This is a genomic window from Xanthomonas fragariae, from assembly GCF_900183975.1.
Classification (GTDB): Bacteria; Pseudomonadota; Gammaproteobacteria; order Xanthomonadales; family Xanthomonadaceae; genus Xanthomonas; species Xanthomonas fragariae.
Genome location: NZ_LT853882.1, coordinates 3,202,586 through 3,226,277, shown reverse-complemented (window position 1 = coordinate 3,226,277; position 23,692 = coordinate 3,202,586). Strand labels below are relative to the sequence as shown.

The window sequence follows — 23,692 nt, the reverse complement described above, 5'->3', positions numbered from 1 at the left end:
CCGATCATTCCTGTGACGCGTCGGCTGGTGGTGCGGCGTTATTGGCATTGCCACGGTTGCCGCGTGAGCGCTGCCGCCCCTGGCGCTCGCGTGGACCACCTGGCGCGCGTGCTACAGGCGCCGGCCCGGTTACCTCGCGTCCCGGCACCTGCACCACCCGCAATTCGTCGATATCCAGCTGCAAGGCAGTGAGTTTGCCGCCCCACACCGCGCCGGTATCGATGGCATGCACTCCCTGGGTGATGGTCAGCCCGAGCGCGGACCAATGCCCGCAGACGATCTTCAGATCGCGCTCGACCCGGCCCGGCACTTCGAACCACGGGTACAGACCCTGCGCCTGCGTGCCCGGCGTGCCCTTGTCGTCGGTGGCGATGCGCCCGCGCGGCGTGCAATAGCGCATGCGCGTGAACAGATTGATGATTGCGCGGCTGCGGTCGTAACCGTTCAGGCCCGGCGACCAGCCCGGCTGATCGCCGTACATATTGCGTAGCAGTTTGCGATAGCCGCCGCCCTGCAGTTGCTGCTCGACCTCGCGTGCATGCTTCTCGGCCAGTTGCGTGGTCCACTTCGGTGCCAGCCCGGCATGGATCATCATCCAGCCCAACGAGCGATCCACATGCGCCAGCTTCTGCATGCGTAGCCAGTCGAGCAGCACGTCGCGATCTTCGGCCAGCACGATGCGCAGCAGATCCGGATTGACCTTGCGCTGTTCTTCTTCCGAACGTGCGCCGATCGCCAGCAGCGACAGATCGTGATTGCCCAGCACCACCACGCTGTGGTCGCGCAGCGAATGCACCAGGCGCAGCGTTTCCAGCGATTGACCGCCGCGGTTGACCAGGTCGCCGCAGAACCACAGCGTGTCCTGTGCGGGATCGAAATTGATTTTTTGCAGCAGCCGCTGGGTGATGTCGTAGCACCCTTGCAGGTCGCCGATTGCCCAGACGCTCATTGCGCGCGCTCCATCAATCCAACATCCATCAGTGCAGCGTCCTGGGTACGCTCAGCACGAAGGCGGCGATCAGGGCGGTGAATTCGGTGCCATCGTCGGCCACCATGTCGTAGTGGCCTTGCATCTGTCCCTGCTCGGTCTCCAGCAGCACGCCGGAGGTGTAATGGAAGACCTCGCCCGGTCGCAGCCATGGCTGTTCACCAACCACGCCTTCGCCGTCGACCTGCTCGGTGCGGCCGTTGGCGTCGGTGATCTGCCAATGACGCGCGATCAGGCGCGCAGGCAAGGCGCCCGCATTCTGGATGCGGATGCTGTAGGCAAAGGCATAACGGCCTTTGTCCGGTGTGGATTGATGAGCGAGGAAGCGGGGCGACACCTCGACCTCGACCCGATAGCGCGGATCATCTTGCATGGCAAAAGTCTAGATAAAAGCGTGTGGGAGCGGCGCTCAAGCCAGCTCGACATTGGCCAGACGGATAAAATCCGCGACCTCGAGCTGTTCGGCGCGCATGTCCGGGCGCACCTGCGCGGCTTCGAAATGGGCCGGCTCGCAGACGTGGGACAAGGCATTGCGCAAGGTCTTGCGACGCTGCCCGAAGCCGGCGCGCACCACATCGGCGAAGCGGCGGCGATCCTTGATCAGCACGGTGGCCGGGTCGCGTGGCACCAGCCGCACCAGCGCAGAATCCACCTTCGGCGGCGGCCGGAACGCACCCGGCGGCACCATGAATAACGCAGTCACCTCGCAATACGCCTGCAGCATCACGCTCAACCGCCCGTAGACCTTGCTGCCGGGGCCGGCGGCCATGCGGTCGACGACTTCTTTTTGCAGCATGAAGTGCATGTCGACTACGGCGGCGGCATGGTCCAGCGCATGGAACAGGATCGGTGAAGAAATGTTGTAGGGCAGGTTGCCGACAAGGCGGATCGGCGTGTCATTGGCCAGTGCGGTGAAGTCCACGCTGAGCACATCGCGATGGATGATGCTAAGTTCGCCGATTGGTGCAGCGGCCTCGGTCAATGGCGCGATCAAATCGCGGTCGAACTCGATGACGGTCAATGCGCCGTGCTTGCGCAGCAGCGGGAAGGTGATCGCGCCTTGGCCAGGGCCGATTTCGACCAAGTGCTGGCCGGCGCGCAGGTCCACTGCCTGTACGATGCGGTCAATGTAATACCGGTCGGCAAGGAAGTGCTGGCCAAGCGATTTCTTGGCCGGTGCGCTGAAAGAAGAATTCATCCGCGCAGTTTAACGGAGGCGGCGCTTACACGCGGCGTCGTTTCCACGCGCTGATGGTTCGGCAGGTGGGCGGCGTGTACGATGCGGCGACCCCATCGCACGCAATAACGTGTCGCTCAGTCGCGTGCCGCCAGGTGCGCACACACGTCAGTGGCCGCCATCAGGCTGGACGGGTCGGCAATCCCGCGTCCGGCAAGTTCCAGCGCAGTACCATGGTCCACTGCCACACGCGGATAGGGCAGGCCGAGGGTGATGTTCACCGCCTGCTCGAAGCCGCTGTATTTGAGCACCGGCAGGCCCTGGTCGTGATACATCGCCACCACCACGTCGAAACCGGTCAATTTCTGCGGCAGGAACGCCGTGTCGGCCGGCAACGGGCCGATCAGCCGCATGCCTTCGCCGCGCAGTTGCTCCAGCACCGGAATGATGATGTCCAGTTCCTCACGCCCAAGATGCCCGTCTTCGCCGGCATGCGGATTGAGGCCAAGCACGGCAATGCGCGGATGTTCCAGATCGAAGTCGCGACGCATCGCCGCGTCGGTGATACGCAGGCAACGCGCGACAGCCTCGGCCGTGATCGCATCGGCCACCGCGCGCAATGGCAGATGGGTGGTCACCAGTGCGACCCGCACGATCGTATTGGCCAGCATCATCACTACCGGGCAGCCGGCCTGCTCGGCCAGCAACTCGGTGGTGCCGGTGTAGGGGATGCCGCCGGCGTTGATGACTGCCTTGTGCACGGGGCCGGTAACGATCCCCTGCAGCCGGCCGGCCAGGCAGTCACCAGCTGCACCAAGCAAGCCCGTAATCACCGCTGCTGCATTGGTAGGATCGGGTATGCCAAAGCGGGTGGGCACGGCTTGGCGAACCGGATGCAGTGGCAGATTGCCCGGTGCACGCGCAGGCTGATCGGGATCGAGCAAGCGCACAGACAGCGACAACGCCTTTGCGGCGCTGCGCAGGGTGTCCGGATCGGCGTAGGCGATCAGGTGCGCATCGGCGCGCGGCTGTTGGGCGAGCCGAACGCAGAGTTCCGGCCCGATCCCAGCCGGCTCGCCCGGCACCAGCGCGAGCGACGGGACCATCATCGACTCAGGGTGTCGGCTTTGCAGGCGGCGGAGTCGGTGCCGCAGGCGTAGCCGTAGCAGGTTGCGCCGACTTGGCCGGTGCGGCAGTGCCATCGGCACGGTCGCCGGTGCGGTAGCTCACATATGCTTCGCCACGCAGTTCCTGCAGGTAGCGGTTGTATTCTTCTTCCAGCTTGCGACGACCGATCGTTTCACGGATCTGCGCACGCTGATTTTCTGCACTGACGTCGGTCTGGCGGCTGCCGACACGCTGCACGATGTGCCAGCCTGCCTGGGTACGGAACGGCTCGGACACCGCGCCATCGGCCAGCCCTTGGACTTGTTTGCCGAAGTCCGGGCCAAATGCGTCGGCCGGGAACCAGCCCAGATCGCCACCCTGACTGCGGGTGTTGGCGTCCTCGGAGGACTCCTTGGCTGTTGCCTGGAAGTCGGAGCCGCCGGCGATGCGCGCACGCAGCGTGTCAATCTTGGCCTTGGCCTGCGCTTCGGTCTGGTTGTCGCCTACACGCACCAGGATGTGGCGTGCGTTGTACTCGGTGACGACCTTCTTCTCGCCGACGGCATTGGCGTCACGCATTTCCACCAGCTTGAGCAGCTGGAAACCGCTCGGACCACGCAGCGGTCCTGCAACCTGGCCCGGATGCATGTCACGAATCAGCTGGGCGAAAGCGTTTGGAATTTCGTCCAGACTGCGCCAGCCCAGGTCGCCGCCTTCCAATGCATTGGGGCTATCCGAATAACGCACTGCGGCCGCTGAGAAGTCCAGCTCGCCCTTGTCGATCAAGGCTTTGACGCCATCGACCTTCTTCTGACCAGTGGCGATCTGCTCGGCAGTGGCGCCTTCCGGCAAACCGACCAGAATGTGCGCGAGGTGATATTGACTACCGGTATTGGCCTGCTGGGCTAGCGCGGTATCCACTTCGCCTTCGCTCACGCTGATGCGGCTTAGCGCAAAGCTCTGGCGCAGACGCTGCACGACGATTTCATCGCGCACCGATGCACGGAAATCGCCGTAACCCATGCCGTCGGCCGCCAGCTTCTGGCGCAGGCCATCTACAGTAGTGCCGTTCTGCTGGGCGATGCTGGCGATGGCGCGGTTGAGTTCCTCGTCACTGACGCGGATACCGCTGCCATCGGCGCGGCCGACCTGCAGCTTGACCAGCACCACACGCTCAAGCACCTGCCGCCGCAGGACATCGTCCGGCGGCAGCTGGTTTTCGCGACCGGCGTACTGCGACTTGACGTTGCGCACGGCGCGATCAAGCTCGCTCTGCAGCACCACGTCTTCGTCGACAATTGCGACGATGCGATCCAGAGGCTGGGATTGCTGTGCCGAGGCCAACGGCGAAACCGTGCTGGTGATAACCAGCAACGAGGCAAGAAGAACAGAAAAAGGCTTGGTCATGGAATCAGGTTCGGATCGTAATCGTCCGGATTGGTCGTGGTGTTGCTGGGCCGGACCAGGTACAGGTCGTCACGGTAATAGCCGAGAATAGCACGGCGCAAAGTGCGGTCCGTGTTCTGACCGAACGAGCTCAAGCCCTTCAGCACGAACTCGAACTGGATGGAGTTATCCAACTCGCCATCGCGGTTGCGTACGAACCGGCGTACCAACGCGCGCACGGCTAGGCAGCAGCTGTCCCACTGCACGCCACCGATGATTTCCAGCGGCTTACGGTCCAGCAGCGAATAGTAGTACCGACCGACCGCACTCCAGGTGGGATTGATCGGATACAGGAACGAGAAGTCGGCCTGCTTGAGCTGGTCGCTGCCGTTAATGAGGTTGCGACGGTAGCGATACGCCAGATTGATAATGCCGTCGTTGTTGAGCAGGTAGCGCGTGCGCAGGCTGGCCAGATCTTCCTTGCGCGAGTTTGGGTTCCACTGGTACGTGGCGCCCATCGACCAGCGGTCGTTGATCATGTAATTGGCGTCGGCCACCCAGGCGGACTTGCCCTGTGCGATGGGCTGCTCGCTGCCGGCAGCGGAATTGGTGCTGTTGTTGATGGTCACCAGCGAATCGTTGAAGTACAGGATCTGGCCCGCACTCAAAGACAATTTCTCGCGGCCATCGTCCTGGCGCAGCCAGCGCGAGGTCACCGCCAGAGTCAGCTGGTTGGCATCGTTCTGACGGTCGGCACCGGTATAGCGCGTGTCGCGGAACAGCTGCCCATAGCTGAAAGTGAACGGGCGGGTGTCGAACACCGGCAGGTCGTTCTGGTCGCGGTACGGCACGTACAGATAGTACATGCGCGGCTCCAACGTATTGAGATAGTTGGTGCCAAATACCGAGGTCTCGCGGTCGAAATACAGACCGGCATCCAGCGAGGCGATCGGCAGGCTGCGCGAGGGCGAACGATCGCCGGTCAGCGGCGCGGTGTTGGCCAACGTCGAATCCAGCTGATACGCGGTGTAGCGCCATGCCACGGTGGGAGTCACGAACCACGCCGCGCCCGACAACGGCATCGAGATATAGGGCTTGATGTCCAGGCGCGCGCCACTACCGTATTCCTTGTTGCGCGTGTTGGTGCGGACGTAATCGTCTCCATCGTCCTCGTTAGTATTTCCGCCCCTGGGGGGCTGGACGAAGTAGGAGTCGTCATGCGTAAATCGCACCGCTTCGGCGTACACGCCCGCCTCGAAAATGCCCAACGGCTTTTCCCAGGTGAAATACGCGCGCGGCTGCCGGTTGTAGGGCAGCGCCTGCTCATCCAGGGTGTAATCGGTGAGCTGCCAGCGGTCGGCCATCAGGCCGGCGGTCCACGTCTCGCCGGTGCCGTAGATGCCCACGGTACTCTGCAGGCTGGAGGCCGAGCCCATGCCGTTCAGGCGGCTGGTGAAATCTTCTACGTAGCGCGTATCGCTGACCCAGGAGATGCTGCTACGCGCCTGCCAGTGGTCGTTGAGGTTGTGATAGCCGCTGTAGAAGACGCTGCCGCGGTCCTTGTCGCGCAGCTTGTCATTGGGTAGGTAGTTAGCGGTGATTTCGCCGCGACCGCCCTCGTACAGATAGCGGAACTCAGTGCCGAACATCAATCCGCGCTTGCTCATGTAGCGCGGCAACAAGGTGGCGTCGTAGTTCGGCGCCAAGTTCAGGTAGATCGGTTGCAGATAATCGAAGCCGTTACGGCCGGACAGGCCGAACTGCGGAAACAGTAAACCGGTCTGGCGACGATCGTCGATCGGGAACTTGAACCAGGGGAAATACAGCACCGGCACCTTGCCGATCTGCAGCACGGCGTTGCGTGCAGTACCAAAGCCTTCTTCGTTGTCGACGTCGATCTCCGGTGCGCGTACGCGCCAGATCGGTTGCGCGGGATCGCAGGTGGTGTAGGTCGAGCGATGCATCTGCCCGACCTGGCCCTGCAGGTCTACCGATTCGGCTGCACCATTGCCGCGTCGGTCCACCAACTGGTACCGGATGTTGGTGACCTTGTGGGCATCGGTGTCCTGATTGCCCTCGGCGCGGTCGGCGACCATGCGGAAGGAGGTGTCCTGGTAGCGGACATTGCCTTCAGCGATGTAGTTGCCGGTCTCGGTGTCCATGCGCAGGTTGTCCGCGCCCAGGAACTGGTCGCCACGCTTGAGGGCCACGTTACCCTGGTATTGCGGGGTGGTGTTGGTGCCGGACAACTGGTCGCCTTCGATGTCGGTCGGCAACTGCTGGCGTATCTCGGCAGCCTTGGCGTCGGCGTCGGGGGCGCCGTCGAAACCGGGCAGCGGGTCCACGGCCGGGCACAATCCCCAGTTCAGCGGCTTGTCGGCAGCCATGGCCGGGAGGCAGATGGCAATGCTCAAAGGCAGGGGGAACAGGCGGAGAGCTCGGAGCACGCGTGGGTTCAACCAATAAAATGGCAACTAGCTTGCCGCATACCCCGCATAGGGGCAATGAAGAGCTTTGGCGTAGGTAAGGGTGAGGTTCATCGCAACCGGCAGCGCGACTGGCGCGCCGTCGGGGTTCAACGCAGTGCAGCCACGTGCGCCACACTGCTCTCGCGCAACGCCTGCAGGTCGTAGCCGCCTTCCAGCATGGACACCACGCGGCCACGCGCATGCCGATCTGCCAGGGCGCGTAGCGCGCTGGTCAGCCAGGCGAAATCGACGTCATCGAGCATCAGATCGGCCAGCGGATCGCGCAAATGCGCATCGAAGCCGGCGGATATCAGGATCAGTTGTGGGCGGAAGGCATCGATCAGCGGCAGCATCTGGTCTTCCCACACATTGCGGAAGCGCAGCCCTTCGCAGCCTGGTGGCAGCAGCAGGTTGTGGATGTTGCCGGTGCCGCGTTCGTGAACGCTGCCCGAGTGCGGATAGAGCCCGGACTGGTGGGTGCTCAGGTACTGCACGGTCGGGTCGCGCTCGAAGATAGCCTGGGTGCCGTTGCCGTGGTGCACGTCGAAATCGACGATGGTGATCCGCTCCAGCCCGTGCCGGTCGCGCGCGTGGGCGGCGGCCACGGCGATGTTGTTGAACAAGCAAAAGCCCATCGACACCTGCGCAGTAGCGTGGTGGCCGGGCGGGCGGACAGCGCAAAAGGCCGTGCGGCTGAGGTTCTGCATCACTGCGTCCACCGCTGCGATGCCGGCACCAGCCGCGCGCAATGCTGCCGCGCGCGAGCCGGGCGACATCACGGTGTCCACGTCCAGCCGGTGATGGCCTTCCACAACGGTTTCCAGCACCGCATCCACTTGTTCACGCTCGTGCACCCGGTACAGGTCGCCGAGCTTGGCCAGCGGCGCTTCGCGCCAGTCCAGGTCCGGGAATGCGGCGCGTAGGGCTTGGACCACCGCTTCCAGGCGGGCGGGGCTCTCGGGATGCTCTGGGCCGGCGTTGTGGCCGAGGCAGGCGGAATGGGTGAAGACCAACATGGGGCAAATCTAGCCTCTGCGCCGTGCCGAACGCATGTTCAACCGCGGCGGCGGTCGTGCCGCCACAGCACTTCCTGCCCGCCATCGACGCGCGCCAGCACGCGCGCCAACACGAATAGCAGGTCGGACAGCCGATTCAGGTAACCGATCGCCTCGCTGCGCACCGCTTCCTGGCGCGACAACGCAACGGTCTCGCGCTCGGCCCGGCGCACGATGGTGCGGGCCAGATGGCAGCGTGCGGCGGCTTCGCCACCGGCAGGGAGAATGAACTCCTTCAATGGCGGCAGCGTGTCGTTGAAGTGATCCAACTGGCGCTCCAGCGCGTCGATGTCTGCGGGGTCTATGGCCGCATGGCCGGGGATGCACAGCTCGCCGCCCAGATCGAACAACTGGTGTTGCACGGTGGTCAGCAGTTCGGCGATCGACTCCGGCACACCGGGCGCGGCCAGCAGCACGCCAATGGCCGAATTGGCTTCGTCGACGGTGCCGTAGGCATCGACGCGCTGTGCGTCCTTGCCGGTGCGGCTGCCGTCGCCCAGACCGGTGCTGCCGTCGTCGCCGGTGCGCGTATAGATGCGTGAGAGCCGATTGCCCATCGTTCAGCCGGCCTGCGTCTGGCCGTGCGAGCTGGTCAGCCGCTCGGCAGCGACCTGGATCATGGCGGCTGCTGCAAGATACATCGCGGCGCTGCGCAGGTAAGGCCCCAGCCAGTCGGTGTAGTTCTTGAACCAGCCGGCCACGGTCGGCTCGGCCACGCTGGCACTGATCCAGTAGAAGCTGCCCTGGGCGATCAGCTGGCACAGCGCCACGGAGATCAAAAACGCGGGCACCAGCCTGGCCAGCGCGCTCCATCGCGCGCCGTGATAGTGCCGGCGCAGCCAGACCCCACCGGCCCACAGCGCGAAGTACGCCGGGATCAGGCACCAGTACGCCGGGGATACGCAGTAGTGCTGCCAAAAGCTCAGGCCCTGCTGGGTGATCACCAGCCAGTCCACCGCTACCGCCAGCACCATCAGCAATGGAAACGCCAGCTTGGTGCGCGCAGCCAGGTGAAAGCCGCCGATGAAGAACACCGCCCAGGACGCGTCCGGGACCGGCGCTAAGTGATTGATCCGTGTGGCCGCCATCAGGAGGGCCAGCAAGCTCAGAATCAGGGTGTCGTGCGAACGAGCAGTCATGTGCGAAGGTTGCCGTGTCACAAGCCGTCGAGTGTAGCGTGGAACTTGAGCATGCCCACGCCGTTGTGGGCGTTTGGGGACTCGGCTGCCCCGGGTAATCGCTTTGCGCACGGTTCCGCCGCCCCGGACGCGACGTTGGAGGACACTCGCGCCGGCTGAGAGAGCGGCGGTGCCATGCGGTCAGGGCGCGGCAAGCTGTCCTCCCGATCGCTCCAACGGGCCAGGGCCGAAGGATTATCATGTGGCAATGACACACCCACATGATGTTCTGATCGTTGGCGGCGGCCTGGTCGGCTCCAGCCTGGTGATTGCGCTGGACCGCCTCGGCCTGGATGTCGGGCTGGTGGAAGCCGCCCCGACCGGTACACCGCCTGCGGTGTTCGACCAACGTAATCTGAGTTTTGCCGCCGCTACCGTCAACGCGCTCGGCGTGCTTGGGGTGATGGACAAGCTGCGCAGCCCGCCCGGGCCGATCCGGCGCATCCATGTCAGCCGCGCCGGCGACTTTGGCCGGGTGCAGCTCGACGCTACAGACTACGGTCGCGACAGTTTCGGCCAAGTGGTGGTGGCGCGCGACTTCGGTGAGGCGTTGCAGGCACGGCTGGGCGAGCTGACCCATCTGCGCCGCTATCGCCCGGCGCGTTGCATCGGAGTCGGACCAGCGCAGGACGGCGCGCGCGCGCTGCGGATCGCTACCGACCAGGGCGAGCAAGTCGTGCATGCCAAGCTGGTGGTCGGCGCCGACGGCAGCCATAGCGCAGTGCGCGAGCTGCTGCATATCGGTACCGACGAACATGACTTTTTGCAGACGTTGTTCGTAGCGAGGGTGCGTGCGTCGCGGCCACCGGACGGCACTGCATGGGAGCGTTTTGGCGAACACGGTCCGACCGCGCTGCTGCCGCGGGGTGATCGCCATTACGGCGCGATCCACTGCGTGGCGCGTTCCGATGCCGAGGCAGTGGCTGCGCTCGACGACGCCGGTTGGCTTGCGCGGCTACAGCGTGCAGCCGGATGGCGCGCCGGGCGCTTTATCGCCAGCGGCGAGCGCAGTGCCTATCCGCTGGTGCAGGTGTTGGCGAACAGCCTGGTCGCCGAGCGCGTGATACTGCTCGGCAACGCCGCGCAAACGCTGCATCCGATCGGCGCGCAAGGCTTCAATCTGGGGCTGCGCGATGCACTGACGCTGGCCGAATTGATCGAACACGATCGCAGCGATGCCGGAGCAAGTGCGTTGCTGGCCGAGTATCTGGCACGGCGCCGCGTGGACCGCGAACAAACGATCGGTTTTTCCAGCGGATTGGCGCGGCTCACCGGCAATCCGGCGTCGTTGCTGCGGCCATTGCGCAGCCTCGGTTTGTTCGCAACCTCACAGGCAGTGCCGTTGCAATCGCTGTTGGTGGGCGGGGCAATGGGCTTCCATGGCGACGTGCCGCAGTTGTGCCGGGGGATCGCATGAGCCGCCGCAGTACGCGCGACGGGTTGATCGTCGGTGGCGGCGTCGTCGGTGCCGCTTGCGCACTGGCCCTGGCCGATGCCGGCCTGAGCGTTGCCTTGGTGGAAGGGCGTGAGCCCGCACGTTGGCGTGCCGACAAACCCGATTTGCGCGTGTATGCCTTCGCCGCCGACAACGCTGCGCTGCTGGACAGCCTGGGTGTATGGAAGGCTGTGCGGGCCGCGCGCGTGCAGCCATATCGGCGCATGCGGGTGTGGGATGCAGGCGGTGGCGGCGAGCTGAGCTTCGATGCCGATACGCTGGGTCGCGAACAACTCGGCTGGATCGTCGAAAACGATGCGCTGGTCGACCGCCTGTGGGCTGCCGTGCACGCCGCCGGCATCGAAGTGCATTGCCCGGCGCGCGTGGTCGAACTGGAACAGGACGCCGATTACGTACGCTTGCGCCTGGACGATGGCAGCCGGCTGGAGGCGTCGGTCGCGATCGCCGCCGATGGTGCGGCTTCCACCTTGCGCGAACTCACCGGGCTGCCGGTCTCGCGGCATGCGTATGCACAGCGTGGCGTTGTCGCGTTCGTGGAGACCGAGCAGCCGCATCAGTCCACTGCCTGGCAACGGTTTTTGACCACCGGTCCATTGGCATTTCTGCCGTTTGCCGATGGCCGCAGTTCGATCGTGTGGACCTTGCCGGACGCGGAGGCCGAGCGCGTGCTGGCACTCGATGATGCTGCATTTTCGCGCGAGCTGACCCAGGCCTTTGCGGCGCGACTAGGCCAAGCGCGCGTGGTATCGACGCGTGCGGCATTCCCGCTGCAGCGGCAGTTGGTGGAGCAATACGTCAGCGGCCGCGTGCTGACCTTGGGCGATGCTGCGCACGTAGTGCATCCGCTGGCCGGGCAGGGCGTCAACCTGGGCCTGCGCGATGTCGCTGCGCTGCGCGATGAGGTGCGCAACGCGCTCGCCAAACGTGCGGAGTGGGCGGCCCCGCATCGGCTGCAGCGCTGGGCACGCACCCGACGCAGCGAAAACACCTTGGCCGCTTACGGCTTGGATGCGATCAATACGGTGTTCTCCAACGACCAGATGCATCTGACCTTGCTGCGCGGGTCGGTACTCGGCCTGGCCGGCAAGGTGCCGCCGTTGGTCGATGTGCTATGGAAGCGCGCCTCCGGCGGCATGTGATCGACATCATTCCAATGCGATCAAACACGCGCGCGGCAACGATTGCCCGGCATTGCCGCAACTCGACAGTAGGGGCAGCGGCAGTATTGACGCAGCTGATCTACTTCACGCCCTAGACCTGTAAAGACAGTTCGTTGCGCTTCAATGCCATCGTGCTGGGGCTCAATTACGGCACCGTATCTGCGGCCGATAGTCCGTTGCGATTGCGCAGCGTTGTCACTACCGCTACCTCACACGACTCGCCAAGCGTTGCAACCGATGCCATCAAATTCCCATGCTATGCCGCTGGGTATTAGCGTGTTCGTGAAACAACAGCTCTGCACGTGCGCCATCGCGTTGTTCGATCGCCGAGACGATGACGCCATGTTGCCGATGTCCGTAATACAAATCGTCGTAGGCCAGGGTGGCCGAGCGTTGACCGAACACGACATTGATCGGGCTGACGAAAGGCACCAGTGTGCAGCGGTCCACGGTCTCGGTGAGGATTGGTTTGTCGGCCGCCACCACAATGGCGCGATGGAAAACGGGCATTCATGGCGCCATAGGCTTGTTCATCGTCAGCACCGAGGCTGCGCTTTGCCAGGATCCGGTCACCTTCGCCGAGAGAGCCTTACAAGGTGGCGAGCAATGCGCACGAGGCGCCCTGTTCGGCGACCGCGCGCGCGGCCATACCTTCCATCAAGGCGCGCACTGCCAGTGCATCCAGGCTTTCCTGCTGACTGAAACGCCGCACTGCGTAGCCTCGACTGCCTGCTTGCACCAGCAAACCTTCCTGGCACAGCGCCGGCAGGGCCTGGCGGATGGGCGTGCGCGAGATCGACAGGCGCTCGGCCAATGCTGCCTCGGTGATGCGCTCGCCAGGGGCGAAGGTGCCGCACAGGATTAATTCGCGCAGCTGTTGGACCGCTTGCAATCGGTGGTTGTTCGCCATTGGCTCCATTCTCTCGCGCCGTACCGCGGCGCACGTTCCTCGGAAGGGAAAACTCGCAATACCTGAATAAAAGCCTTGCAGATGAGATCGCTTGATGGCAATTTGGATCCCAAGGATACCGTTTTGGCGATCCTGAGCCGTTGGTCGTCATTTGTTGGGATCCCTCGCATCGCTGATCCCGACTCAATTAATGATGCGCGTTCGGCCCCCAAAAAAAGTGGCCGGCCCGCACCGTAGGAGTGCAGCATGGCAAGCATCCAATATCGACGGTATCTGTCTATTCGATCTCCGCACCAGCAATCGTGCGCTGCGTATCAACCGTTTTTTCTGGCACATGATCCGCGCCCCTTTGCGCGAGCGCTGTTTGCCGGATGCGGAAGTGTTGATGCAGAAAGCCGAACTCACCAAGTACGAAAAGGCGCTGATCCGTACGCGCGACTTGCTTGGTCTGGTTCAATACGGCGTCAAATTCTTCGTCATCGAAAAATCGCCCGCGTGGTGCGGGCGACCAATCTGCAGGTCTACGCGATCATGCGCGGCGAATCCTTTGAAGACTTCACGCAGACGCGGTGTGAGCCGGATGCACGCCGTCTGATCGCATCGACCATATGCCGTATCGCTGTGTTACCCGACTTCCCAACGTAAGGTCCACCCCCATGACCATGTCCTCCGTGTTCTTCGAACACCGCATCAAGGTCCGGCATCTGCGTGTCATCGAGGCGCTGGACCGGCAGAAAAGCCTGCTCCGCGCCTCACGCGTATTGAATGTCACCCAGCCCGCACTCACGCGTGCCTTGCAGGAGATCGAAGAGATTGTCGGGGCACCGTTGTTTGAGCGTCATTCGCGCGGCGTGCGCCCCAACGCGATGGGCGAGGTGCTGGTGCAGACTGCGCACGTCGTGCTTGGCCAGCTGCGTCGTGCACAGGACACCTTCGAAGGCCTGCTGCAGAACGATGCGCTCACGATCAATGTGGGCGCACTGCCGGTGGCGGCAAGCGGATTGCTGCCGGCTGTGCTGGCCGGGTTGTACCGTGCCGAGCCGACGTTGCGGGTGCGCCTGTTGCACGGCCGTACCGACGAGCTGCTACCGAAGTTGGCCGGCAACGAAATCGATCTCGTCGTAGGTCGGTTGTATCCGCTGGCCCGCTACGATGCATTGATCCGCAAAGTGTTGTATCAGGATCCGATTGCGCTGGTGGCGCGGAGCGACCATCCGTTGTTCGCTAACGGCCCGGTGCGCATTGGCGAAGCGGCTGCGTACCGGCAGGTACTGCCGACGCTGAGCCAGCATGTGGAACGTGACGTGGCGCAGGTGATGCGTGAGCACGGGTTGGCCACGCGCGACCAATTGCGTTCCAGCTCGGCCTGTTTCACTCGCGAGATTTTGCTCGGCACCGACAGCATCGCAGTGATGCCGAGCATGATGGTGGCCGGCGATATCGCGCGCGGCGAGTTACGCGCCTTCCAACTGCAGCAGCCTTCACAGGCGCGCGCAGGTGGGGTGATCTATCGCGATGGCAGTGCCGTTCACAAGCCCGGCGTGCGGCTGCTGATGCGCGAGCTGGAACGCCAGTTGGCGGTCATGGCCGAGCAGGGTGCGGTGTGGGTGGATGACCAGATCGGCGAAGACGACATCCTGCTGGACGAGTCTGCGTGATGGCTTGATGGCCGAATGCTTCGTCGGCGACGTGGTGTGCTGTCGGTCCAGCGCAATTGAATAACGGGCAGCTTAGGCTGCCCGTTCGATTTCGGGCGGGAGGGTGCGTCAATAGGTCGAGGGCTGAGGGTCGAGTAGGTGCGATGCAGTGCCTGGCCGATTCAAAGCGAGATAATGCATCCCTCAAAATCCGTTTCTGCAATTTACCGGTTGCGGTGCGCGGCAATGCGTCAACCACGCGCTGGTATTTGGGTGCCTCATACTCGGTCAGGCGGGTGATCAGATAGCTGCGGATCTGCTCCAGGTCCGGCGTCTCATCGACGGGCACGATTGCCAGATACCCCACACTTCTCCCCATTGATTGGGGCGGCGCAATAGCAGTTCGCAAGCTACGCCAACCGGACAGTCATCGCCATTGCCATCGACCACGCGCGGCTGCAAGGCAAGCGATGCCGCATCGAAACCGGGCTCGGTGCGTAGCGCCGCTGTGCCGGCGCCAAGACGCGGGTCAGCGAAAGGCGCACCTGTCCGGCGATCGGCATGGAGTAGGGCACAGGTTGGGCAGCACCTGGACGACGTCGGCATCGTCGAGCACGATGGCCGCCGAACGCCATTCCGGGGCCTTCTTGCCGTCCACCATTTCGCCGGTCGGCGTCATCCACATCGCCCCGCGCATGGTCAGCAATTCCACTGCGACTTTGGCGACGCCACTGCCGGGCAGGATAGAATGCCCTAGTTGACCTCCGACAGGCCGAACTGCGCCTCGTCGGCGGCAATCGCCAGATCGCACGCGAATCCAGACGTTCGATCAAGGCTCGCTCGGCCAACGCACTGGCGATCTTCATGCCGGCGGCGCGTGCGCTCCAACTGGGCTTGATGGGTGACCTCGCGCTGGGCGGCGGCTGGGTGCGAATCACGCTGGACACGTCGGTCAGCGGCATGTTGCCAGCCGGGGTAGGCGACTGTTGCGCGAATGCGTTGCTGCCGAGCAGCAGGCAACACGGAGAACCAGGTCATACGAACGGTAGTCATCAGGTCCCCCCTGATGTGGAACCCCCGGCACGCATAGAGCGTGTCGGGCACGTTGAGCTGCGTGCCACGGGCTTTGGCGTGTGGCGATAAGGCTTGCGCGTTGCCCAGGCTGGCCGCCAGATCAGCCAGCGTAGGGCAGCAACGCCTGCAACTGCACTCTGCTGTCGATGGCGCCTTCCCTCAGCCAGGGATGAAGGGAAACACGATCCTCAACAAGCCCTTCAAGCCGCCCTCGGCGGTGCTGGCCACGGCCTTGGCGCCGAGACTGTTGAGCGTGCGACGTACATCGTCCCAACGCAGCTGTGCGATGTCCTTCTTCAACAGATCCACCACTTCTTCCGCAGTGGGCGTGAGCTTTTGCAGCTCGCGTACGGTGGCTTGCGCATCCTGCTGCAGATACCCCCAGCGCTCGGCAATTTGCAGCAGCGTATCGAAACGCACCGCCACCACTTCGCGGTTGCGCTCGAACACCGGCAGCGCGCCTACATCGAGAATGGCCTGCTCGAATTGTTGCGCGTCATCGGGGTGTTCGATGCGCACCGCCAGATACCCTTCTTTACGTTTGCGTTCGCTGACGTGCTTGGCACCGGAGCGCAGATTGTCTTCGGTGAGCACGGTGGCGACGATGCGCTGCATCGCCGCGTCGCCTTCTTCTGGCACCAGCGAGCGCCAGCGCGCATAGCCGTCGCGACGTAGTGCCTTGACCTTGGCCGAGGTCACCCGCAGTTGCAGCGCGACCAGCGCGTTGGAGCTATTACGCGAGATGGCGCCGTCGCGTTCAAGCAACACGAAGATCAGCAATTCCAGGTCGCGTTTGGTCAACGACTGAAATCCCTGCAACAGGGTCAGCCGCAGGAATTCGCTGCCAAAGGCGGCCGCATCATTCAGTTCGATCGGTTGCATGAGGAGTTCCTCAACAGGTGACCTGCAGGATGCCAGGACGCTGGTGGGCGGCCTGAGAACCAGTGCGACGCGCGCAGCAGTTTCAGTGCCCGGTTTCGCGCCCGGCGCGATCGGACCTGAACGTTTCGACTGCGCCGCGATCCTGCAGCGTGACGAACACCTGTTTACCATCTTTGCCACCGAAAGCGACGTTGCTGGCCTTGCGGCCGGTCAGCGCGACCGTGCGCAGCAATGTGCCTTGCGGCGACACCACGGCAATCTGCCCAGCGCCGTAGCGGGCGATGTAGAGGTTGCCGTCGGCATCGCAACGCATGCCGTCCATGCCGAAGTCAGAGAAGGCGATCAACAGACGCTTGTTGCGCACGCCCCCATCGATGCGGTCGTACACCCATACTCTGCGCGACATGCTTTCGTTGACGTACAAATGTTTGCCGTCGGGACTGACATCCAGTCCGTTGGGGGTGGTCATGCCGGCTTCCAGCAAGTGCACCTCACCATCGTGGCTGACGTGCCACAGGCGGCCACTGTTGTCGTTCCAGTTTGGGTCGCTTGCGTAGAAGCTGCCATCGGGCGCAAGCGCAAGATCGTTCGGCCCATCGGACCCTGGCAGCGAAGCGAACGTGCTGACCGCTCGGGTTTGCAGATTCACCTGCAGGATTTTGTGGCCGGTGTAATCGGCCACATACATCACCCCGTCACGAAAGCGGATGCCATTGCCGGTGCTGCCTTTCGGCAAGGTGACAAAGACCTCTGCCTTCGCGCTGCCGTCCGCTTGCAGCGTGAGGCGCCCGATAGTGCCGTCTTTGCCAAGATTCACTGCGTAAATCGCCCCATCCGGTCCAGCGGCAGGACCTTCGGCATTATTGGTGAATGCGCCATCGCCGACCAGGTCGCGCGCAACGAACGTAGCATCGGCAGCACTCGCCAGCGAACTGGACAACAGTAACGTCAATGGCAAAAAACGAAGACGGACAACAGCACTCATGCGGCACGTTCCAGATGGGATCGCTAGCAGTGTGCCAGAACATGCGCAGTCACCATGGCGGTAATCACCTGCGATCAAGTAAGGTGCGCGAGCAGCACGCCCCAATCTCGCAAAGGAGCTTTGCATGCCCGCGGAATCGTTGACACGTCGCCGCTTGCTTGCCGCCTTCGGTGGTGCAGGCGTCCTGCTCGCGGCACCCACCTGGGCGCTGCCGAAGAAAAAGCCTGGAAAACCCCTCAATGTGGCATTGGCGGGACTGGGCAGTTATGCCAGCGAACAACTCGCGCCGGGCCTGGCATTGACCAAGCACTGCAAGCTGGCCGGTATCGTTACCGGCACGCCATCCAAGATTCGGCAGTGGCAGGTCAAGTACGGCATTGCCGATCGCAACGTCTACAACTACGAAAATTTCCATCGCATTGCCGACAACGACGACATCGATGTGGTGTATGTCGTGACCCCGACCTATCTGCATGCGCCGCTGACCTTGCGTGCTGCTGCCGCTGGCAAGCATGTGTGGTGCGAAAAGCCGATGGCCCTGCATGCCGGCGAGTGCGAAGCCATGATCGCCGCGTGCAAGCGCAACAAGGTGGCGCTGACGATCGGTTACCGCATGCAGCACGAGCCCAATACCCGTCGTCTGATCTCGATGACCAGCGAGAAGCCGTTCGGTGCGATGCAGCGCGTGCTTGCAGAGGCTGGTTACAACGGCTATCACGGTGCGACCAAGGCAGCCCGTCCGTGGCGGTTGCGTTCGCAATTCGGTGGCGGGGCGATGTACGACATGGGTGTCTATCCGCTCAACGCAGCGCGTTACACCGTGGGCACCGAGCCGCTGGCGGTGACGGCCAGGCGCTGGACCGATCGCCCTGACCTATTCGATGAAGTCGACGAGCATATGGACTTCGCCCTGGAATTTCCGAATGCGGTGCGTGCCGAGTGCAAGACCAGTTTCGGAAAAAATATGAATGTGCTGCGCGCCGAATGCGAGCGTGGCTGGTACGAGTTGTCGCCGTTCCAGAGCTACCAGGGCGTGACCGGCAAGGCTAGCGACGGGCGTGTATTTGACGCCAGGGTGCTGAACCAGCAGGCGCTACAGATGGACGAAGACGCGCTTGCGATCATCAATGGCACGCCGCTGCGTGCACCCGGCGAAGAAGGCCTGCGCGATATTAGGATTGTCGACGCGATCTACCGCTCGGCACGCGAGGGTAGCAAGCGGATCGTGCTGTGAATTCAGCCCGCTGCGGCGAACTGAGCAGAGAGAGCAGGCTGGCTTGCGCCAGCCACCAGCAACGATCACGAAGAAGCTGTGCAGTCGACGGTGGAGCAGTTGCGATGCAGCCACACCGGACTGCCGCTGCGACGCTGCTGCGCCAGCGACCACATCGTTGCCGCCGCCAGTTACCCACTTGTGCGATTCCCCAATCCCTGTTCCCTCACATCAGCCGCGCATCGCCAGTACGGTGATCTCTTCGCGATCGTGATACAGCTGCTTGGCGCGCACGATCAGCGATTTCTCCGCCTTTTGCTCGAAGAGATCCAGGCACAGCCGGGTCTCGTCCAAACGCTTTTTCATCGGCAACTTGAGGTTGAAGATGGTGTTGCGGCACCAGCCCTCGCGCACCCAGGTGGCCATGCGTTCGGCCACACGGCGCGGCTGTTCGACCATGTCGCAGACCATCCAGTCCAGCGGCTGCGCGGGCTTCCAATGGAACCCGTCGGCACGCAGATGCTCGACCAGGCCGGTGTCTAGGACATGCTCGCGTAGCGGGCCGTTGTCGACGCTGGTGACATGCACATGTTGACGTGTGAGTACCCAGGTCCAGCCACCGGGCGCGGCGCCCAGATCGGCTACGCGCATGCCGGGTTTGATCAGCGCTGCGCGTTCTTCCGCAGTGAGCAGGGTGAGCAGTGCTTCGTCGAGCTTGAGCGCAGAACGCGACGGCGCATCGGGCAATAGCTTCAAGCGTGGAATGCCGAGCGGCCACGGTGCGCTGTCGGTGCTGTCGGCAACCGCGAGCAACGCGTGGTCGCCATCGAGAAAACACAGATGCAGACGCGGTTGGCGCAGCTGCGGTTTGTCGGTGAGCAGGCCGGCCTTGCGCAACGCCGGACGCAGCGCATTGCCGAAGCTGCGCGCCAAGCCTGCCAACGGCTTGCCCGCATCCGAATCCGGATGCTCGACCCACAGATCGCCGAAGCGCTGTTGCCCTTCCAGCGCGGCCAGGATTGGCGTGATGCGGTCCTTGGGGTCGATGCCCTTCAGCTCTGCAATCACTACCAACTTCTGCCGCGCGAAGATCAGCTCGCGCCAGTGCAACTTGGCGGCAAGTTGTGCGGCCTCGTCGCAGACGAACAGCACATAGCCATCGTGACGTTGGGTGCGCGCATAACCGGCGATGCCGATGAATGCGGCGCGCGCGCTCAATTCTGCAGCCAGCTCGGGCTCGAAGCCCTGGCGGCAATAACACAGCAGGCCGCTCATCGTTGCGCCCGGTGTGCGCAATCAGTCCGCGCGAGATCAATAATGGGCACCGCCGCCCTCGTTGTAGTTGCGCAGCACCGCACAGGCCTGTTCGCGATGCACATCGCGCACCACGTCGATGCCGCGGCGGGTGAGCTCGCCCACCCAGTCGGCAGGCAATGGGCCTTCATCGAATTCGGTCAGTGCCATCACGTCTTCGGCGCGTGCGCCGATCAACAGGCGGTCGATGCCCGCCCACACGGTGGCGCCGTAGCACTGGCAGCACGATTGCGCGGAGGTGGCCAGCGTCACCGGCGACAGCGCATCGTTCAAGCGCGGCGTCCGCAGGCGTTGCTGGGCGAGCATGTAGGCCATGTTTTCGGCGTGCGCCAGCGAGGTGGTCTGCCGCACCACGCAGTTTACTGCTGCGGCGATGATGTGGTGGTCCGGGCCGAACACCACCGCGCCGAAGGGTCCGCCGCTGCGCGCCTGCACGTTCATCCGCGACAGCTCGATCGCCAGTGCCACCTTGTACTCATCGCCGGGATAGGCACGGCTGTCGTCGACATGTGCGTGGATCCAGTCGGGTAGCGTGAGGTGGACTTGCACAGAAAGCATCAGTGGACCGTTTCTGTAGAGGGAGGGGCGGGGCGCAGTGTATCGGCCTGCGCGTCCTTCGCGGCACATTGCCCGGTCACGCACTGGCAGGCGCTGATCTCGCGGAAGCCGCACACGCTCATCTTGCCGCCGGCCTGGCACTGCGCCATCACACCCTTGGGGTCGGTGGCACTGTTGACGTTGACGCAGGCCGGAAACGCACCGCAACAGTTGCCGACGTTCTTCACCGTGCAATCGGCATCGGTGCGGCAGGTGGTGGTGACGGTGAGCGGTTTGCCGGTCCCCGCAGGCGGTGTGGCCGCCTCGGTCGGTGGTGCGGCCACACAGCCGATTGACACAAGACACGCCATCAACAACAGGCTGCTCAAACACCAGTACAAAAGACGGGACATGCGGCTGCTCCGATCAGAACATATGAGCTGCCATGGTAAGCCCGCGCTGTGCGGGGCGTGGCCAGGCTAGTATGCCCGGCGGTGCGGCGCCCGGATCGACCTTCGCGTCCTGGCTGAGGTCCGATGCGGACCTGACTCACTTGGCCCAGGTGTCCCGCAGGGTCACGCTGCGATTGAAAACCGGCGTGGCAGCGCTGTGGTCGTGGCGATCGGCAACGAAGTAGCCGGTGCGCTCGAACTGGAAGGACTGCTCGGGCGCGGCCTGCGCCGCACTCGGCTCCACATAGCCGCGCACGCTGCGCTTGGACTCGGGGTTGAGATAGTCACGGTAGGTCTTGCCTTCGGATTCGTCGTCGGGCCTCTCGACCGCAAACAGACGGTCGTATAAGCGAATTTCCGCTTCCACCGCATGCGCGGCGCTGACCCAGTGAATGGTGCCCTTAACCTTGCGGTTGGCGCCTTCCATGCCCGGACGCGATTCCGGATCCAGCCAGCCACGCAGCTCGACGATCTCGCCGGTAACGCTCTTGATCACCTCATCAACGCGCGCAATGCCGGCACCGCGCAGGCGAATCTCACCACCGGGCACCAGGCGCTTCCAGCCCTTGGGGGGGACTTCGGCAAAATCCTCGCGCTCGATCCACAACGCGCGCGAGAACGGTACCTCGCGCGTGCCAAAGCTCTGGTCCTTGGGATGATTGGAAAAACTCAGTGTTTCGCTGTGGCCTTGCGGCAGATTGGTCAGCACCAGCTTGAGCGGGTCGATCACTGCCATGCGGCGTGCGGCGGCGGCGTCCAGATCTTCGCGCAGGCAGCCTTCTAATACCGAGAAATCAATCAACGAGTTCTGCTTGCTGATACCCACACGGTCTACGAACAAACGCATCGCCGCTGGCGTATAGCCGCGACGGCGCAGGCCCTGCAGCGTGTACATGCGCGGGTCGTCCCAGCCGGCTACCAGCTGCTCTTCCACCAGCGCGGTGAGCTTGCGCTTGCTCATCACCGTGTAGTTGATGTTCAGGCGCGAGAACTCGATCTGGCGCGGCTTGGCCGCCTCGCGTGGCAGGCCCTTGTCCAGCAGCGGCTGCAGCAACTCCGGATGCGCGGCCAGATCCACCTTGTCAACGCACCAGTCGTACAGCGGGCGGTGGTCTTCGAATTCCAGCGTGCACAGCGAATGGGTGATGCCTTCCACCGCATCGCCCAGCGAATGTGCGAAGTCGTACATCGGGTAGATCGGCCATGCGTTGCCGGTGTTCTGGTGCTCGACGTGCTTGATGCGGTACAGCGCCGGATCGCGCAGGTTGATGTTGCCGCTGCCCATGTCGATCTTGGCGCGCAGCGTGCGCGCGCCATCGGGGAATTCGCCGGCGCGCATGCGCCGGAACAGGTCCAGGTTTGCGTCAACGCTGCGCTCGCGGAATGGCGAATTGCGGCCGGGTTCGGTCAGCGTGCCGCGGTACTGGCGCACCTGTTCTGCGGACAGGTCGCAGACAAACGCATGACCGTCGCGGATCAGTTTTTCCGCGGCCAGGTAATACACCTCGAAGTAGTCCGAGGCATGCCGCAGCTGCGCCCACTCGAAGCCTAGCCAACGCACGTCGTCCTGAATGGCGACCACGAACTCGGGATCTTCCTTGGCTGGGTTGGTGTCGTCCAGGCGCAGGTTGCACAGCCCGCCGAACTCGGCAGCCAGGCCGAAATCCAGGCAGATCGCCTTGGCGTGGCCGATGTGCAGATAGCCATTGGGCTCGGGCGGGAAGCGGGTGCGGATGACCGTGTGCTTGCCGCTGGCCAGATCCTCGCGGACGATCTGACGGATGAAGTCTTTCTTCTCCGCCGGGGCGGTGGCATCGGTAGCTAGGGTCTGGGACATGCGCGCATCAGCAATAGGTAAACCACAAGTTTAGGCGGTGGGCATCGGTTAGGGGTAGGCGGCGTGCGGGTGGCGTGCCGGGGTTTGCCTGCATGCGCACGTCCCTGGCCGCGTGCAGGTGATGCCGGCGGGCACTCTGCGGGCAGGGCAGGGCGCGTTGCGATCAGACTGCGGGCTGGTCGACGCCGGTCGCGGCGCTTACGCTGCGGCGACCCCCTTTGGAGCGCGCCACGCATGCCACTGCCCCGCCTAGTGATCGGTGACAAGACTCTGCCCTGCTGGTCGTTGCGGCCGTGGCTGCTGTTGCGGCACTTCCAGGTGCCGTTCCAGGAGGTCGCGCTGCAGCTCAATACGCCTCAATTCCAGGCGCGCATCGCCGGCTATTCGCCGACCCGCCAAGTGCCGGTGTTGTGGGACGACGCCCTGCATGTGTGGGATTCGCTGGCGATCTACGAATACGTCAACGAGCGCTGGCTCGATGGTCGTGGCCGGCCGGCCGACCTAGCCGTGCGGGCGCAGGCGCGCGCCGCTGCGGCGGAAGTGCATTCGGGCTTTACCGCCTTGCGCAGCCAGCTGCCGATGAATCTCGCCCGCCAACCCGGCTCCGCACACTGGGACGCAGCTGCCGAGCGCGACATCACCCGGATCCAGGCGCTATGGGCCAGCCTGCGCGCTGAACATGGGCATGCAGGCAATTTCCTGTGCGGCGAGTTCGGCATCGTCGACGCGATGTTCGCCCCGGTCGCGCTGCGCTTGGCCAGCTACGGCGTGCCGCTGTTCGAAGCCGCGGGCCATTACCTGGCCGCACTTGATGCGTTGCCCGCCTTGTGCGAGTGGAAGCAAGGCGCTGAGCGCGAGCGTCTGGGCCGCGGCTGA

Annotated in this window: 20 protein-coding genes and 5 pseudogenes; 6 read left to right on the top strand and 19 right to left on the bottom strand. The window is 63.8% G+C overall.

Annotated elements, in window-relative coordinates:
- Positions 1 to 4 precede the first annotated feature (4 nt).
- The 9 genes from PD885_RS15100 to PD885_RS15060 form a co-directional block, all read right to left on the bottom strand.
- Positions 5 to 949 (bottom strand): symmetrical bis(5'-nucleosyl)-tetraphosphatase, encoded by a 945-nt coding sequence (locus tag PD885_RS15100; protein WP_002811843.1) that lies wholly within the window; start codon positions 947 to 949, stop codon positions 5 to 7.
- A 28-nt stretch (positions 950 to 977) separates the two neighbouring features.
- Positions 978 to 1,361 (bottom strand): Co2+/Mg2+ efflux protein ApaG, encoded by a 384-nt coding sequence (gene apaG, locus PD885_RS15095; protein WP_002811842.1) that lies wholly within the window; start codon positions 1,359 to 1,361, stop codon positions 978 to 980.
- A gap of 36 nt (positions 1,362 to 1,397) precedes the next feature.
- Entirely contained in the window at positions 1,398 to 2,186 is a 789-nt protein-coding gene (gene rsmA, locus PD885_RS15090; RefSeq protein ID WP_002811841.1) for a 16S rRNA (adenine(1518)-N(6)/adenine(1519)-N(6))-dimethyltransferase RsmA, read from the bottom strand.
- Positions 2,187 to 2,302: 116 nt separating this feature from the next.
- Positions 2,303 to 3,274, bottom strand: coding sequence for a 4-hydroxythreonine-4-phosphate dehydrogenase PdxA (gene pdxA, locus PD885_RS15085; protein WP_040762905.1), 972 nt, complete (start codon positions 3,272 to 3,274; stop codon positions 2,303 to 2,305).
- Positions 3,275 to 3,278: 4 nt separating this feature from the next.
- On the bottom strand, positions 3,279 to 4,679 hold the full coding sequence (locus PD885_RS15080; RefSeq protein WP_002811839.1) for a peptidylprolyl isomerase: 1,401 nt from the start codon (positions 4,677 to 4,679) through the stop codon (positions 3,279 to 3,281).
- A complete protein-coding gene (lptD, locus tag PD885_RS15075) occupies positions 4,676 to 7,105 on the bottom strand; it encodes an LPS-assembly protein LptD (RefSeq protein ID WP_002811838.1) in 2,430 nt (809 codons plus the stop codon). The genes PD885_RS15080 and lptD overlap by 4 nt, the downstream gene beginning before the upstream one ends.
- 128 nt (positions 7,106 to 7,233) lie before the next feature.
- Positions 7,234 to 8,142, bottom strand: a complete 909-nt coding sequence (locus tag PD885_RS15070) for a histone deacetylase family protein (RefSeq protein WP_002811837.1) — start codon at positions 8,140 to 8,142, stop codon at positions 7,234 to 7,236.
- A 38-nt stretch (positions 8,143 to 8,180) separates the two neighbouring features.
- Complete coding sequence (locus PD885_RS15065; RefSeq protein ID WP_002811835.1) at positions 8,181 to 8,738, bottom strand: cob(I)yrinic acid a,c-diamide adenosyltransferase; 558 nt, start codon at positions 8,736 to 8,738, stop codon at positions 8,181 to 8,183.
- 3 nt (positions 8,739 to 8,741) lie between these two features.
- On the bottom strand, positions 8,742 to 9,320 hold the full coding sequence (locus PD885_RS15060; protein ID WP_002811834.1) for a hypothetical protein: 579 nt from the start codon (positions 9,318 to 9,320) through the stop codon (positions 8,742 to 8,744).
- A 247-nt stretch (positions 9,321 to 9,567) separates the two neighbouring features.
- On the opposite strand from PD885_RS15060, the gene ubiH reads away from it, so the two are divergent.
- Together ubiH and PD885_RS15050 are read left to right on the top strand one after the other, a co-directional pair.
- Positions 9,568 to 10,776, top strand: a complete 1,209-nt coding sequence (gene ubiH / locus PD885_RS15055) for a 2-octaprenyl-6-methoxyphenyl hydroxylase (RefSeq protein WP_002811833.1) — start codon at positions 9,568 to 9,570, stop codon at positions 10,774 to 10,776.
- On the top strand, positions 10,773 to 11,954 hold the full coding sequence (locus PD885_RS15050; RefSeq protein WP_002811831.1) for a UbiH/UbiF family hydroxylase: 1,182 nt from the start codon (positions 10,773 to 10,775) through the stop codon (positions 11,952 to 11,954). Before ubiH ends, PD885_RS15050 begins: the two co-directional genes overlap by 4 nt.
- 264 nt (positions 11,955 to 12,218) lie before the next feature.
- Here PD885_RS15050 and PD885_RS15045 read toward each other — a convergent pair.
- A pseudogene (locus PD885_RS15045) lies at positions 12,219 to 12,894 on the bottom strand (GntR family transcriptional regulator).
- Positions 12,895 to 13,147: 253 nt separating this feature from the next.
- Here PD885_RS15045 and PD885_RS15040 point away from each other — a divergent pair.
- Together PD885_RS15040 and PD885_RS15035 are read left to right on the top strand one after the other, a co-directional pair.
- Positions 13,148 to 13,530 (top strand): annotated as a pseudogene (locus PD885_RS15040) (protocatechuate 3,4-dioxygenase).
- A gap of 11 nt (positions 13,531 to 13,541) precedes the next feature.
- Positions 13,542 to 14,543, top strand: coding sequence for a LysR substrate-binding domain-containing protein (locus PD885_RS15035; RefSeq protein WP_002811827.1), 1,002 nt, complete (start codon positions 13,542 to 13,544; stop codon positions 14,541 to 14,543).
- A gap of 169 nt (positions 14,544 to 14,712) precedes the next feature.
- On the opposite strand, the pseudogene PD885_RS22155 reads toward PD885_RS15035, so the two are convergent.
- The 5 genes and pseudogenes from PD885_RS22155 to PD885_RS15015 all read right to left on the bottom strand — a co-directional run.
- Positions 14,713 to 14,996, bottom strand: a pseudogene (locus PD885_RS22155) (AMP-binding enzyme); the annotation flags it as partial.
- A 26-nt stretch (positions 14,997 to 15,022) separates the two neighbouring features.
- Positions 15,023 to 15,150, bottom strand: a pseudogene (locus tag PD885_RS21490) (aldehyde dehydrogenase family protein); the annotation flags it as partial.
- Positions 15,151 to 15,338: pseudogene (locus PD885_RS21740) on the bottom strand (enoyl-CoA hydratase-related protein); the annotation flags it as partial.
- 417 nt (positions 15,339 to 15,755) lie between these two features.
- Positions 15,756 to 16,478, bottom strand: coding sequence for a hypothetical protein (locus PD885_RS15020; protein WP_002811824.1), 723 nt, complete (start codon positions 16,476 to 16,478; stop codon positions 15,756 to 15,758).
- An 82-nt stretch (positions 16,479 to 16,560) separates the two neighbouring features.
- A complete protein-coding gene (locus tag PD885_RS15015) occupies positions 16,561 to 17,463 on the bottom strand; it encodes an SMP-30/gluconolactonase/LRE family protein (RefSeq protein WP_002811823.1) in 903 nt (300 codons plus the stop codon).
- A 124-nt stretch (positions 17,464 to 17,587) separates the two neighbouring features.
- Between PD885_RS15015 and PD885_RS15010 the strand changes: the two genes are divergently transcribed.
- Positions 17,588 to 18,697: a Gfo/Idh/MocA family protein gene (locus PD885_RS15010; RefSeq protein WP_002811822.1), complete on the top strand. Its 1,110-nt coding sequence runs from the start codon at positions 17,588 to 17,590 to the stop codon at positions 18,695 to 18,697.
- A gap of 210 nt (positions 18,698 to 18,907) precedes the next feature.
- Here PD885_RS15010 and rlmM read toward each other — a convergent pair whose 3' ends face one another.
- From rlmM to PD885_RS14990, 4 genes are all read right to left on the bottom strand, one after another.
- Positions 18,908 to 19,951, bottom strand: coding sequence for a 23S rRNA (cytidine(2498)-2'-O)-methyltransferase RlmM (gene rlmM / locus PD885_RS15005; protein WP_002811821.1), 1,044 nt, complete (start codon positions 19,949 to 19,951; stop codon positions 18,908 to 18,910).
- A gap of 36 nt (positions 19,952 to 19,987) precedes the next feature.
- Complete coding sequence (locus PD885_RS15000; protein WP_002811820.1) at positions 19,988 to 20,548, bottom strand: nucleoside deaminase; 561 nt, start codon at positions 20,546 to 20,548, stop codon at positions 19,988 to 19,990.
- The gene (locus tag PD885_RS14995) at positions 20,548 to 20,940 is read right to left on the bottom strand and encodes a hypothetical protein (protein ID WP_002811819.1); all 393 of its coding nucleotides are present in this window, start codon (positions 20,938 to 20,940) and stop codon (positions 20,548 to 20,550) included. Before PD885_RS14995 ends, PD885_RS15000 begins: the two co-directional genes overlap by 1 nt.
- Before the next feature lie 136 nt (positions 20,941 to 21,076).
- Positions 21,077 to 22,816 (bottom strand): glutamine--tRNA ligase/YqeY domain fusion protein, encoded by a 1,740-nt coding sequence (locus PD885_RS14990; RefSeq protein ID WP_002811818.1) that lies wholly within the window; start codon positions 22,814 to 22,816, stop codon positions 21,077 to 21,079.
- 234 nt (positions 22,817 to 23,050) lie between these two features.
- Between PD885_RS14990 and PD885_RS14985 the strand changes: the two genes are divergently transcribed.
- Entirely contained in the window at positions 23,051 to 23,692 is a 642-nt protein-coding gene (locus PD885_RS14985; RefSeq protein ID WP_088056960.1) for a glutathione S-transferase family protein, read from the top strand.